The sequence below is a fragment of the Bacillus sp. GW823-FHT06A11 genome, assembly GCF_058795355.1.
Window position 1 is genome coordinate 827780 of record NZ_JBXAHS010000001.1, and the last position, 12950, is coordinate 840729.

Below are 12950 nucleotides of genomic sequence, written 5' to 3' on the forward strand. Positions count from 1 at the left end.
TTTTCTCACTCCTTATAGATTACATGTAGTCTAAAATACTCGTTTTACTCATCGTACTAACCGCTTTAAGCGTCGCTTCATACGTTGCATTTATATATGCCAAGTCAGAAATTGCGACCGCTAAATCAACATCCTCAATTTCTTTACGGTTTTCTTGAAGCGCTAAATTTTGCTCACTTAAAATTGTTTTAAACGTCTCCATTGTGTTCATTGTTGAACCAACTTCAGTTGTACGGTTAATGATGCCATCTAAGTTTTTCTTATTTTCTCCTAATAACGGTTGTAACGCTTTTTGGTCACCTTTTTGCATCGCTTCGCTCATCTGTTTTAACGTTTTTATAACCGGTGATAATAATGCTTCTCCGTTACGAAATGCCTTTAATTCATAACCATCATTTAGTTGCCAGTTCACATCATTTTTTCCGCCCTGGTACGTACCATCTTCTGTAAATGGTGACTTTTCTGCACTATCACCACCGAAAATATAACGGCCTTGCTCTTTCGTATTCGCTAAATATACAACTTGTTTTAAAATTTGATCAATCTCTGCACCGATGGCTTTCAATTCTTTTTCACCATTTGGCTCATTTAATGCCTGTACCGTTAATTGATCTGCTCTCGTTAAAGATTTAAAAATACCTTGTAAAGTATTTTCAGTTTGTGTTAATACATTTTTTGAGTCAGCTAAATCTTTTTGCATTTGTTCAATATTCGCCAATGAATGTTGAATCGCAAATGATTTACTCGCTGCAAGTGGATCTTCACTCATAAGAAGGTTTTTCTTCCCTGAAGTTACTTGGTTTCTATGGTATTGTTGTTGCACATTCAAATCCATTAACTGATTCTTTGCCCAGTTTGCATTTTGAAATGTAGATACTCTCATTTCTATCTCCTCCTTATATATTTCCAATCAATTATTATCACTTATCGAATAATCGAAAATAGACTATCAAACACTTCATTCATCGTAGTAATAGCTTTAGAGTTTGCGACAAAATATTTTTGGAAGGCCATTAAATTTACCATTTCCTCTTCCATATTTACACCTTCAACGCTCATTTTTTCTTGTTGAATACCTTCTAGTAAGTCGCCATGAATTTTTTGATAACCATTTACTGCACTTTTATCAGATGCAACACGAACTATAAATTGATCTAATGCTTGTTTATAAGAAAGACCTTCTTTATAATCGTCTTCTGTAACTGCTGCTAGTTTATTTGCTGTTTCAGCAGATATTTTCATTTTCGAAATATCTTTTTGGAATTCTGGATTTAACTTCATATCTTTCGCATGATCTCCAACGAAGAAATCTTTTCCCATCACTGTATTCACTTGATTTTTCATCGAACTCATTAAGTCTTCAAGATTTTTTTTATAATCAACTATCTTCGCTTTCGTATCAATCGCTGATTTTATCGCCCCGCTATTTACGGAGATTTCTGAACCGTAAATCTCAACTGACATTGGGTCTTTCTCTTTATTTAATTGAAGTGGATATGTATCTTGTCCATTTACTGTTAAAATACCATTCATTCTAACACTCGCGATATTAGGATTCATAGATTCATAAGATACTTCGATGTTTGCATACTTAGACATCTCTGTAACGATGCGATCTCGTTCGTCTAACAGTTGATTCGGCACTTGTGTACCCGCTTGTCCAATTTTATGATTCGCTTCTGCTAAACTAGCAGCAAGACGATTAAATTCATTAACATGCGCTTCAATATCTTCTGCTGTCTGTGCTTCCACTGTATCTAAGTTTTTCGCAAGACGATTCACTTGACTTGTGAACTTCCCAGTTTCAGAAATTAATGTATCGTAGTAGTTTGGTTGCTCTGGATTTTTTGCTACTTCACGAAAGGCATTAAAGAAACCGTCCATTAAACTAGATAATGAATTCTTTCCTGTCGTTCCAACCATAGACTCTACACGTGATAAAGTCGAATTCATGTAGTTATAGTAAGAGAGCTGAGATAATTGATCATTAAACTGCTTCGTTTTTACCTCATCAGTAATACGGTCAACACCTAGCGTTTGTACACCGTAACCAATTCTCTGTTCTGGCGTATGACCATTACTTGCTCCAACAGATCCGTAATTCACCATTTGACGCACATACCCCGGTGTATGAATGTTAGACAAGTTTTGTTTCGTTGTTTGTAACCCCATTTGAGCCGCTAACATACCCGATAGCGGTGTATTATAATCAGATAATCTCATAAAGCTTCACTTCTCCTTTACAATAGTTCGTTCATAAAGATTTGCGAATTATTGTTTCGCTCTAAGTTATATTCAGAAACAGAATCCACAATACTTTCTGTAGTTTTTAATAGTACGTTTAAGTAATATTGATTTTTCAAAAGAATCATTTTTACATTCTCTTCTAATTCAGTTACGTTTTTTTGTAATTCTTCCATTTTTTCAATTTCTTCTTGAGAAAAATACGAAAATAACGCACTTACACGAAACGATTCAACTCCTTGTTCTTTACAGAACTGAACAACCATTTCTTCAAATGAGCTTGATAACCCTTTTAAACCATCAATGTACTGCAATTGCTCTACTTGCAACTTTTGAACTGCATTTACATTTTTATTTTTTAAATTCTCATATATTTGCTCTCCAAGCGCTTGAATATTTTCATACGCTTTTTGAATAATAACGAGTTTTTCATATAATTGTATGTACATATAGCTTCCTTCCTTTTACAAGACTAAATTCACAATTAAACCATGGATTTCTCCAATTTGATTTAACATTTCTAAATGTCCTGTTTTCGTATTAATTAAATTCATCACATCTTCTAATTCATTCAATCCCATTTCTGCCTGTTTCACAATCGTCATTTTCTGTGAATATCCGTAACGCGGGTGACGAGACATGACATCTTTATACTGCAATACATTATCAACGTAAAAATTCAAAAATGATTTTACTGTATTTTTGTATTCCATTACATTATCAAGCGTTAATTCCATTTCAATTTTCTCTTTAATTTCTCCAATATTATCCACAAACGCTTCCATTTGTTCTAGTAATTTATCTTTTTTCGGATCTGCATGCAAATTATCCGAAAATGCAAGTCCTGTCCTGACATTTGCTTCTTTCGGCATTTGAGTAGCAGGCGGTATATGCGATAAAATTGGATTATGCGAGATAGAACGTAGCATATATATCACCTATTTATTTTTTTATTTCTTCCTAAACTTAATCGTAAAATCCAGTTATTTATAATTATACTCTGAACAGTAATATTTTGCAGTTATTTTTTATAAAAGATATGTTACAATTTAGCATGAGGTGGCACAATTCTATGAATATTTTCCTTTGTGGTTCAAATCAATTAACAGCATTAGATCAAGAAGAAATTAAAAAATTTTTAACTGACTATGCTCACAAACATAAAATTTACATATTATGTTATAAATCTATTGAAAATGAGGTTCTTCGTTTTTTCGTTGAGAATGAAAGACTCGCTCAAAATTTATGCCTTTACACGCTGCAACCATTGCAAGCAATAACAGATGAATTTCAAGAAGTCGTTGATTACTTAAAAAAACACGGAGCCGAATATGTTGCTTTTGATCATCCTTCTGACTCCATTTACCGATCAGATTATATGTTTTTTGTTAAACAAATTATTGAAGACACTGATTTAGTTCTCTGTTTTTATAATGGGGACAAACATACATCTGTCATCCCTGTCGATGTTGCAAAAGAAGCAGGTATTGATGCTGTCATTTATGATTTACCAGGATTACATGAAAAGCAAATGAAAAAAAGCTTTGAACAAAAAATTCGTATGATGTAAAGGGGGAGGCACAATATCATTATTGTGCCCATTGTAAATATGATAATTGAACAAGATTATGATCATTTTATCGCGAGTTTTAAACAACAATTCAATATGGATATCGCTTCTTATAAACAAGATAGAATGCGCCGTAGAATCGATGCTTTCATTTCGAGAAAAGGCTTCGAAAACTACACTAATTTTTTAAACAAATTACGCGCTGATCAAAATTTATTTTTAAATTTTATTGACTATATTACAATTAACGTTTCAGAGTTTTTTAGAAATAAAGAACGCTGGCAAACTTTAGAGTCGAAAGCACTACCAAAATTACTCGAACAAAATAGCGGAAAATTAAAGGTATGGAGTGCCGCTTGCGCTGCTGGTGAAGAACCGTACACACTCTCTTTAATTTTATCAAAGCATCTAGCTCCATTTCGTTTTGAAATTCAAGCAACAGATCTTGATTTTCATATTTTAGAAACCGCAAAACGCGGTCAATATACAGAACGTTCTCTGAAGGAATTACCTAATGATTTGAAAGAACGTCATTTCACAAAAGAGAATGATATATATTCATTGCATCAAAACATTAAACAAAACGTTACGTTCAAACAGCACGACCTTTTAATGCAGTCGTTCGATACAAATTATGATTTGATTATTTGTCGTAACGTAATGATTTATTTTACAGAAGAAGCAAGAGTAAAACTTTATGAAAAATTTAGTCGTTCTTTACGAAAAGGCGGTGTACTATTTGTTGGTAGTACGGAACAAATTTTAACACCCGAACGTTACAATCTTCAGCGATTTGATACATTCTTCTACGAAAAAATATAAAAAAGGTCGTCACAATGGAGTGACGACCTTTTTACATAACTCGAATTAAAATAATACCGACAATCCATATAAAGAGAAAAAGAAACGTCATAGACCATTTATGTTCTTGCACCGTATGTTTCAACGCCTGCGACAATTGTGTCATGTTCATTTCCGCAAGCGCTCTCCATACACTTACATCCCGATCTTTAGCAATGCGGTCTGTAACGCTAATTAAAATTGTTTCGTTAGACAGTTTCGTTATATAAGCAGTAATAACCGTTACCATCAAATTTATATTTCCTTCTGAAGAATCACCTTCCACTCTAGAGATAAGTGCACTCACATCTAGTAACGGAATATGTACTTTTCTACCAAATGATAGTTGTACTTCAGCGAAATCATATGTTCCATCTAACAAAGGAAGTTCTTTTATATGCGCCTGCTTAACAAGCCCTTGTAGGCTTCTAATTACTTGTTCAAATATTTTTTCTGTTTGCTTACCTTCTCCAGATAACGTATGTAACTTTTTAAAAAGTTGTAACACTGTATCCATCTCTTTAGAAAGAATTTCCTTCATAATCTTTCCATCACTTAAACTTGCAAGTAAAATACCTATTTCATTATTTTTCGAAATAATTTTAGACTGTCCAGTAAACACTAAATTGCTACGCTTTCGTTCTTTCTGGATTTCATGCTCCGAAATAGCTACAGGCTGTTTTAATGGTTGTAACGCCTTATCTTCAATTGTCGTACGTTTAATCTCCATTTAAGCGCCTCCACTACTATGAAATAATTAGCCCCATTCTTTATTACTCTTTAAAACTAAAAACAGTACGAATAAACCTGACATGATGGTAAACACATCAGAAGCTTGCACTCCCTGTTCACCTTTTTCTTCTTTCTTGTCTTTCGGTTCTTCTTTTTGTTCTTTCTTTTTAGAGGCAACTTGTTTGTTATTTTTCTCTTTTCGGTCCTTCGCCTTATGTACTTCCTTGTTGTCTTCGAACGGCTCTTTTATAACGTAAGTAAATTCCTCTTTCTCTTTCAACGGTTCTTTTATAAACTTATTTACTATCTCATCCTGCTTCGGAATTTGAACAACTGGCAAATTTTCTTCTGGAAGCGGGTTTTTAACTTTCGAATCTTCTTGCTTCTCATTTTCTTTCTTATCTTCTAATTCATTTTCTTTCTTATCTTCTAATTCATTTTCTTTCTTATCTTCTAATTCATTTTCTAGTTTATTATCTAATTTTTCTTCTTTCTCTTCTATCTTTTTATCATCTTCGTTTTTGGGCGCCAAAACAGAAATGGTATATTCACTTTCCTCAACAAGTTTATTACCTGCTGCATCTATTATCTCTACAAGTAATTCATATGGCCCAGCCGGCAATGCTTCTGTTATTTCAAATACTTTTTGCCAATCCATATCATGCTTGTTGTAGTCTAATAAAAAGGAAAGCTCTTTATTTTCTTTCCCTTTTAATGTAACGCGCACTTCTTTTACAACCGATTCTATATCTGACGCTTTTACTCGTATATGTATAGAATCTCCCTGTTTTCGTTCAACTAAGTTCTCTTTTACTTCATCAATAGTAACTTTCTGTAACTTTGGCAATTCTTTATCTATAGTTGGCGTTTCATTTTTAATACGAATGAGCGGGACTTTCACTTCATTTTTTATGAGCTCTTCTTTCTCATTCTCTTTGTAACTTTGAACGAGCTGAAGATTCCAATCACCTTGCAAATCAAAATCCCCTGCTTTATAGTTAGCAACCCAGCTCTTCGTTTCTTCATCATACTCAAAAGATAACATTCTTTCTTGCGCATATTGCTCGCCATTTTTTTGTAACTGCAATATACCTTTCATACTTTGAATGTTTTTCCCATTTGGTTCTACAGCAATCCGCACTTCTTCGCCAACTTTAAGCTCCGGCTTATTTACTGTAATAATTCCCTGTTCCGTTTCTATCTTTTTTTCACTCAATTGTTTATTTGCTACTTCTTGTTGTTCTGTTTCTTTTGGTTTCTCTTCATCTTGTTTCGTTTCCACTTGCTCTGGCGGTTCTTGAGATTCCTTATTTTCTTCTTGTACATTCACTTCATTTATTTTTTGATCTGGCTCAATTTGTTCCTCAGCCTGACTTTGCAAGGGGAAGAACAAGCACACATGTATGCATAGCCAACTCATTAGAAAAAACTTTACGTTTTTCATCTACTAGTTCAAACTCCTATTTCAATGCCTTATAGTGATTTCGTCACTTTTACTCCGAAAAATCCATCTACATTTACAAGTTCACCATACGCCACTAATACATCATTTACATAAATACGAATTGGTTCATCAATATCCTCATCTAGTACAACTGCTTCATTTTCTTGTAAACTTAATATATCTTGAATCGTTTTCACTGTACTTCCAAATACAAATTTCACGTTCATTTCTACATTTTGTAGAATGGACGTGTCCATATATACTGGTTCCATTTGTTTTACTTCTTTAAATTCAATAGGTTGCACAACTGGTTCTACAATTTTTTCTTCTTCAATTTCTTCTGTGGCAATCTCTTCTTCTTCCACCATTGGATACAGAAGTCGCCTTACCATTTCTTTCGCTTCAGAAATTGGCAAAATTTGATACATTTTCGATTGAAGCAGATCACCAATTTCAAGATTGAACGTAATTTGAACGAGTTCGTCCACTTCCATTGATTCTCCCAAATACTCCATTTCTTCTTTTAACGTTACAAATTTAACATTTGGCGGCGTCATGTCCATTTTTTCTTGGAACATTTCTGACATCGCCGTAGCAGCGTGACCCATCATTTGGTTCATAATTTCTTTAATACCGCTCAGTTCTAATTCAGTAAGCTCTTTTTCCGGATCAACTTCCCCTGTTCCCATCATCATTAAATCTACCATTGTTAAGGCGACATCTTTCGTAAATACGAATACATTCTCATTCTTTAGCCCTTCAACAAAGTCAACATTTAAAATAACAAATGGCACTGGTACTCCATCATAATGACGAACATTGATTGCTTCCACATTTGGTGTACTAATTGTAACTGGCTGATTTAAAAGCGTTGACAATACTGTTGAAGCGGAACCAATTGAAATATTTGCAATTTCACCAAGCACATCTTTCTCTTCTTGTGTTAAATGCTCTTTTTCAACTTCTTCTACAATCTCAGTTTCCACTACTTCTGCTGGCTCGTCTTTTTCTTCTACTCCACCAGATAATTGCATTAATTTATTTACCATTTGTTTCGCATGCTCAACTGAAACAATTTGTACAAGTTTAGAGTTTACAAGATTATCTATCTTTAAATCAAACGACACTTTAACAATCGTATGATTCCCATCGATTTCAGAGATTTTCTCCATTTCTTCTGATAACTTTACAACATTAATCGTCGGCGGAGACATATCTACTGTATCTTGGAAGAATTCCGACATAGATGTAGCTGCGAATCCCATCATTTGATTCATCGCTTCTTGTACAGCACTTAGTTCTAATTCACCAAGTTCTTTTCCATCCTCCACTTCACCTGTTCCCATCATCATTAAATCAGCAATGGACAATGCAACATCTTGTTTAAGAACAAGAAGGTTTTCCATATCTAATCCTTTTGTAAAATGAATGTTTAATACAACATGTGGAACTTCGACATCTCTTGAATCATATAAATCTACCAACTCTATGCGAGGAGCAGTAATGCTTACTTGCCTATTTAAAATCGTTGATAATACAGTCGAAGCTGAACCAAATGATATATTTGCAATTTCGCCAAGAATATCGCATTCTTGAGGCGTTAAATGCTCATTTTCTTTTTCTAGCACAATCGTGCTCGTATCCCCTTTTGTGTGTTGCTCAGGCATTTTCCCTGCCTCCTCATTTCTGTTTTTCTATCAAATAATATAAACTCTCATTTGATTTTAGCAAACTTATTATATAAAACGTTAATATGTATGTATTCCCATTATTAGATTAGTAACGATTAGCCAAAAAGCTCCCCAATTGTATACAAGTGGGGAGCTTTCCTTCATTCCTATTATAAACCTTCTGGGTTTAAAATGAGGACCACTCGTCCATCACCGAGAATCGTCGCACCAGAGAAATAGTTAGAACTCTCTGCAAAGAAGTCACCTAATGACTTTAAGACTATTTCTCTTTGACCGATAATTGTGTTTACAATAAGTCCATAGCTGCGATGTGTATTACGAACAATTAACACAGGAACCATTTGACCATCATATGACGCAAACGCCTCATCTACTGTTTTTTCACCAAATACAGTACTTAAATGTTTCACTTCAATAATTTGATTACGATAATTTAACACATCTTTTCCTTGTAAGGATTGGATGTCTTCTCTCTTAATTCGAATTGCTTCAACGATATTTCCAAGAGGTAAAGCATAGCGCTTATCATTCGTTTGAACAAGCATAGATTGAATAATAGACAACGTTAACGGAAGTTCAATTCTAAATGTACTTCCCTTTCCTTCCTCAGAATCAATGATTAAATGTCCACCTAAACTATGAATCGTATGTTTTACAACATCTAATCCGACACCGCGTCCAGAAAGATCTGATACAACTTCAGCTGTACTAAATCCTGGTTGGAAAATAAGATCAAACACTTCACGATCTGTTAATCTATTTGCATCTGCTTCAGTTACAACGCCATTTTTAATCGCTTTTTCTAATACTTTCCCTTTATTAATACCGTTTCCATCATCCGTAATTTGAATAACGACATGATTTCCACTATGAAAGGCTTCTAATTTAATAGTACCTGTCTCATTTTTACCTGCATCACGTCGTTTTTCAACAGTTTCAACACCATGATCGATTGCATTTCGAATTAAATGAACGAGCGGATCACCGATTTCATCAATAACAATTTTATCTACTTCAGTATCTTCACCTGTAATTTGTAAATCGATTTTTTTCCCTAAATCTTTCGCTAACATACGTACCATACGTGGGAAACGATTGAACACAGTTTCAATCGGCACCATACGCATATTTAATAGTACGTTTTGAATATCTTTTGAAATATCGCCTAATCGATTTAAATGTTCAATTAACTCCTTGTTTTGAATCGTTTCAGCCAATTCATCAATGCGCCCACGTTCAATTACACTTTCTTCAAACATATTCATTAATCTTTCGATTTTCTCTAATTGAACACGAATTGAACGATTCTCCACTTTAGCATTTTTCGTTTTTGTAGTACTTTTAGCTGGCATAGCACTTGTAGGTTGATTCGTTGCCACTATCGGTGATTCTACCTGCGTAGCCACAGCTGGTTGTAGCATTTCTTCTACTTGCACAACTTCTTGTGTAACAACTTTTTTAGAAGCTACTTCCCTCGATATAGGTTCTCCTTGCTTTACTTCCACTTTCTCAATTTCAGAAACATGAAGTACTACTTGTTTCAATTCTTCTATACTACAATCAGTATCCATAAATACCGTAAATTCAAATCCGAAAGCATCTGCTTCAATTTCTTCAATACTCGGAGCTGTTTTTTGTATATTCCCTACATTCTGCAATGCTTCAATACACATAATGGCACGTACTGCTTTTAAAATTGCTTGCTGTTCAACTGTTATATGCACTTCATGTGAAACTGCATCATCGTTGTCTATATGATTTTGCTCTATATGTTCCGTAGGAGTTTCTACATTGCCGTTCAATAATGCTTCTAATTTCTGTTTAGTTGAGACTACATCAATATTGCCCATTCCACCTTGTTGCACATCTGCAACCATCTTCTCCAAATTATCAATGCACTCAAAAATCACATCAATAATATCCGCATTTACAACTATATTTCCATGACGAATTTCATCTAACACATTTTCCATCTTATGCGTTAAATCAGCCATCTCTGTAAATTCCATACTCGCAGACATACCTTTGAATGTATGAGCGGAGCGGAATATTTCTCCTACAACATCCATATCAGCAGGATTTTGCTCTAACACTAGCACATTTTCATTTAGCGACTGTAAATGTTCTTCTGACTCTTCGAAAAATATATTTAATAGATCTGTTTGCATTTTTATCCCCTACCTGTCTAACAAACATTTCATTTATGTATAACAATTTAGTGTTTTATAATGAGAAAAAAGGGGGCCACACGTCGATCCGCTATCACTGTTTTGATTCCTTGTGGCACCCCTTCTATATTAACTATTTGCTACTTTTGTTAAAGCTTCAATTACACGATCCGCTTGGAATGGCTTTACAATAAAGTCTTTTGCCCCGCCCTTAATTGCATCTAATACCATACCTTGTTGTCCCATTGCAGAACAAATAACAACCTTTGCACTTGAATCAATTTTAATAATTTCTTTTAATGCTTCAAGCCCGTCCATTTCTGGCATAGTAATATCTAATGTTACAATATCAGGTTGAAGTTCTTTATACTTTTGAATTGCTTCTACCCCATTCTCTGCTTCGCCGATAACTTCAAATTCATCATTACTTTTTAATAAGTTTTTAATCATCGTTCGCATAAACATCGCATCGTCTACTACTAAAATTTTATGTGCCATTCTTTTTAATTCTCTCCTTCTATGTATAAATATATCTTAATATTTCACCTTATCATTCTCACTCATTATACAAAATAAAATGATAAAATTTAATATTTTTTTAAAAGAATTTTCGTATTTTTATTATTTTATTATTAAAATAATAATATACTACTCTTTTATATAAATAACAACGCGACGGTTTTTTTCCCAGTTTTGCGGTGAATCATTTGGTACAATTGGCTTTGTGTCTGCATATCCTACCGCAGCTAGCCTTTTATCATCCACATTATACACTTCAATTAAATGGTGAATCATATTTGCCGCTCGTGCTGAAGATAACTCCCAATTAGAAGGGAATTTCTCGTTATGAATAGGTCTACTATCTGTATGTCCCTCTACAACAATTGGGTTAGGTACGGATTGAAAAAATCCAACTAATTGACTTATTATCCCTTTCGCTTCGGGCTTAACGTTCGCATCGCCTGTATCAAATATTAAATTATCTACTATAACGACGCTTACCCCTGTATCCTCTCGATATACATTCACTTGACTAATACCGTTATTATCTACATACGCTTTCAACTTCTTATATAATTCATCCATTCTCTTTTTTGAGATCATTTTTTCATCATTTTTTTCATGTGAAATATCTGGTATTGTATTTTCCATTACTTTTGCATCTACTTGCCCCGTATCACTAAAATTTTCAAGCATCTTTGACAATTTTACTGCATCTTGCTTTGATGTAGCAACTAGTAATACGAAGAAAGTTAATAATAACATCGTTAAATCTGTAAAAGTCGTCATCCAACGAGGCGATCCCTTTTGCGGTCCTTTACTCATCATACCACTCCTTGAAATATTAGGCTGCTCCTTTTACCTTTTTTACCTTTGTTTCGTATACGTATGTATCCAGTTTCAACTTTAATTTAGAAGGGATTTGTCCACGATACAATTCTGAAATTGCTTCTATTACAAACTTCTTCTCTGTATATAAATCTTCAATACCACGGTATACTTTTTCCGACAGAGGGATTGCAATCATATTCGCAAGTACAGACCCATATAATGTCGTTAACATCGCAACTGCCATCCCTGTACCAATTTGCGATGTATCTTGTAAGTTTTGGAGCATAATGATAAGACCGATTAACGTACCAATCATTCCCCAAGCTGGAGCAAAATCACCAATTTTATCTAATAATGCCGCTCCTTTTCTTAACTCATACACTTCCGTTTCAATATCTTTCAATAACACTTCTTTTAATTCATCTTCATCGTAACCGCTTAACATTAATCGAATTCCTTTTTGAATAAAAGGATTGTCTACTTGCTCTCCATCAACCTCTAAAGAAAGCAAGCCGTTCTTTTTAGACTTTTTTGAAAAATCAACAAACAAATCCGTTAACTGTTCTAAATCTTCTTCTCTTCTATGTAAAACAGTGAAAATACTTTTCGTATATTTTTTTATTTCTCCAAATCGATATGCCACAACAATTGTCGCTGTTGTTCCCCCTATGACAATTAAAATAGATGAAATATCTAAAAAGTTTTTGAAAGCTTTTATTCCACCGCCGCCAAGCATAATCGCCGCTATCACTATGATGAAACCTACTATAATGCCCACTGGGCTAGAAATATCAAACTTCCTTTTTCTTCTTTGTGGTCTAGCTAATACTTGATTTTTTTCTCCCATATTTCTGCCCTTTCCTTTCCATTTTCATATAACATTTTTTTATTTTAATAATACGTTTTCACATATAACATGTATTATACGC

13 protein-coding genes are annotated in these 12950 nt (G+C 33.9%); 2 read left to right on the forward strand and 11 right to left on the reverse strand.

Annotation, left to right across the window (positions count from 1 at the left end; translation table 11 throughout):
* Positions 1–19: 19 nt before the first annotated feature.
* Genes AC1Q8L_RS04020 through AC1Q8L_RS04035 form a run of 4 tightly spaced genes read right to left on the reverse strand, consistent with a single transcriptional unit; the run spans position 20 to position 3173 of the window.
* Complete coding sequence (locus AC1Q8L_RS04020; protein ID WP_001266403.1) at positions 20–883, reverse strand: flagellar hook-associated protein 3; 864 nt, start codon at positions 881–883, stop codon at positions 20–22.
* A gap of 41 nt (positions 884–924) precedes the next feature.
* The gene (gene flgK, locus AC1Q8L_RS04025; RefSeq protein ID WP_001239709.1) at positions 925–2223 is read right to left on the reverse strand and encodes a flagellar hook-associated protein FlgK; all 1299 of its coding nucleotides are present in this window, start codon (positions 2221–2223) and stop codon (positions 925–927) included.
* Positions 2224–2240: 17 nt separating this feature from the next.
* Positions 2241–2693, reverse strand: coding sequence for a hypothetical protein (locus AC1Q8L_RS04030; protein WP_000275878.1), 453 nt, complete (start codon positions 2691–2693; stop codon positions 2241–2243).
* A 15-nt stretch (positions 2694–2708) separates the two neighbouring features.
* Positions 2709–3173 (reverse strand): YaaR family protein, encoded by a 465-nt coding sequence (locus AC1Q8L_RS04035; RefSeq protein WP_000946323.1) that lies wholly within the window; start codon positions 3171–3173, stop codon positions 2709–2711.
* Positions 3174–3316: 143 nt separating this feature from the next.
* Between AC1Q8L_RS04035 and AC1Q8L_RS04040 the strand changes: the two genes are divergently transcribed.
* Positions 3317–3814: a flagellar motor switch protein FliG gene (locus tag AC1Q8L_RS04040; RefSeq protein WP_001020110.1), complete on the forward strand. Its 498-nt coding sequence runs from the start codon at positions 3317–3319 to the stop codon at positions 3812–3814.
* A 39-nt stretch (positions 3815–3853) separates the two neighbouring features.
* Positions 3854–4636 carry a protein-glutamate O-methyltransferase CheR gene (gene cheR, locus AC1Q8L_RS04045; protein ID WP_000582875.1) on the forward strand — a complete coding sequence of 261 codons (783 nt, stop codon included), beginning with the start codon at positions 3854–3856 and terminating at the stop codon, positions 4634–4636.
* A 31-nt stretch (positions 4637–4667) separates the two neighbouring features.
* On the opposite strand, the gene AC1Q8L_RS04050 is transcribed toward cheR, so the two are convergent.
* The 7 genes from AC1Q8L_RS04050 to AC1Q8L_RS04080 all read right to left on the reverse strand — a co-directional run bounded on the left by AC1Q8L_RS04050 (position 4668) and on the right by AC1Q8L_RS04080 (position 12868).
* Entirely contained in the window at positions 4668–5384 is a 717-nt protein-coding gene (locus AC1Q8L_RS04050; RefSeq protein WP_000403955.1) for a hypothetical protein, read from the reverse strand.
* A gap of 27 nt (positions 5385–5411) precedes the next feature.
* Complete coding sequence (locus AC1Q8L_RS04055; RefSeq protein ID WP_492339407.1) at positions 5412–6830, reverse strand: transglycosylase; 1419 nt, start codon at positions 6828–6830, stop codon at positions 5412–5414.
* Positions 6831–6859: 29 nt separating this feature from the next.
* A complete protein-coding gene (locus AC1Q8L_RS04060) occupies positions 6860–8497 on the reverse strand; it encodes a flagellar motor switch protein (protein WP_001115016.1) in 1638 nt (545 codons plus the stop codon).
* A 173-nt stretch (positions 8498–8670) separates the two neighbouring features.
* Complete coding sequence (locus tag AC1Q8L_RS04065; RefSeq protein ID WP_001192623.1) at positions 8671–10689, reverse strand: chemotaxis protein CheA; 2019 nt, start codon at positions 10687–10689, stop codon at positions 8671–8673.
* 129 nt (positions 10690–10818) lie between these two features.
* Positions 10819–11187 (reverse strand): response regulator, encoded by a 369-nt coding sequence (locus AC1Q8L_RS04070; protein WP_000940569.1) that lies wholly within the window; start codon positions 11185–11187, stop codon positions 10819–10821.
* 150 nt (positions 11188–11337) lie between these two features.
* Positions 11338–12015, reverse strand: a complete 678-nt coding sequence (locus AC1Q8L_RS04075; RefSeq protein WP_000033628.1) for an OmpA family protein — start codon at positions 12013–12015, stop codon at positions 11338–11340.
* Positions 12016–12034: 19 nt separating this feature from the next.
* Positions 12035–12868, reverse strand: a complete 834-nt coding sequence (locus AC1Q8L_RS04080) for a flagellar motor protein MotP (protein WP_000504186.1) — start codon at positions 12866–12868, stop codon at positions 12035–12037.
* Between the last annotated feature and the right edge of the window lie 82 nt (positions 12869–12950).

Excerpts from the sequence above, each read along its gene's own strand:
- AC1Q8L_RS04020 (WP_001266403.1), bottom strand. The coding sequence starts at position 883 with ATGAGAGTATCTACATTTCAAAATGCAAACTGGGCAAAGAATCAGTTA.
- flgK (WP_001239709.1), bottom strand. The coding sequence starts at position 2,223 with ATGAGATTATCTGATTATAATACACCGCTATCGGGTATGTTAGCGGCT.
- AC1Q8L_RS04030 (WP_000275878.1), bottom strand. The coding sequence starts at position 2,693 with ATGTACATACAATTATATGAAAAACTCGTTATTATTCAAAAAGCGTAT.
- AC1Q8L_RS04035 (WP_000946323.1), bottom strand. The coding sequence starts at position 3,173 with ATGCTACGTTCTATCTCGCATAATCCAATTTTATCGCATATACCGCCT.
- AC1Q8L_RS04040 (WP_001020110.1), top strand. The coding sequence starts at position 3,317 with ATGAATATTTTCCTTTGTGGTTCAAATCAATTAACAGCATTAGATCAA.
- cheR (WP_000582875.1), top strand. The coding sequence starts at position 3,854 with ATGATAATTGAACAAGATTATGATCATTTTATCGCGAGTTTTAAACAA.
- AC1Q8L_RS04050 (WP_000403955.1), bottom strand. The coding sequence starts at position 5,384 with ATGGAGATTAAACGTACGACAATTGAAGATAAGGCGTTACAACCATTA.
- AC1Q8L_RS04055 (WP_492339407.1), bottom strand. The coding sequence starts at position 6,830 with ATGAAAAACGTAAAGTTTTTTCTAATGAGTTGGCTATGCATACATGTG.
- AC1Q8L_RS04060 (WP_001115016.1), bottom strand. The coding sequence starts at position 8,497 with ATGCCTGAGCAACACACAAAAGGGGATACGAGCACGATTGTGCTAGAA.
- AC1Q8L_RS04065 (WP_001192623.1), bottom strand. The coding sequence starts at position 10,689 with ATGCAAACAGATCTATTAAATATATTTTTCGAAGAGTCAGAAGAACAT.
- AC1Q8L_RS04070 (WP_000940569.1), bottom strand. The coding sequence starts at position 11,187 with ATGGCACATAAAATTTTAGTAGTAGACGATGCGATGTTTATGCGAACG.
- AC1Q8L_RS04075 (WP_000033628.1), bottom strand. The coding sequence starts at position 12,015 with ATGAGTAAAGGACCGCAAAAGGGATCGCCTCGTTGGATGACGACTTTT.
- AC1Q8L_RS04080 (WP_000504186.1), bottom strand. The coding sequence starts at position 12,868 with ATGGGAGAAAAAAATCAAGTATTAGCTAGACCACAAAGAAGAAAAAGG.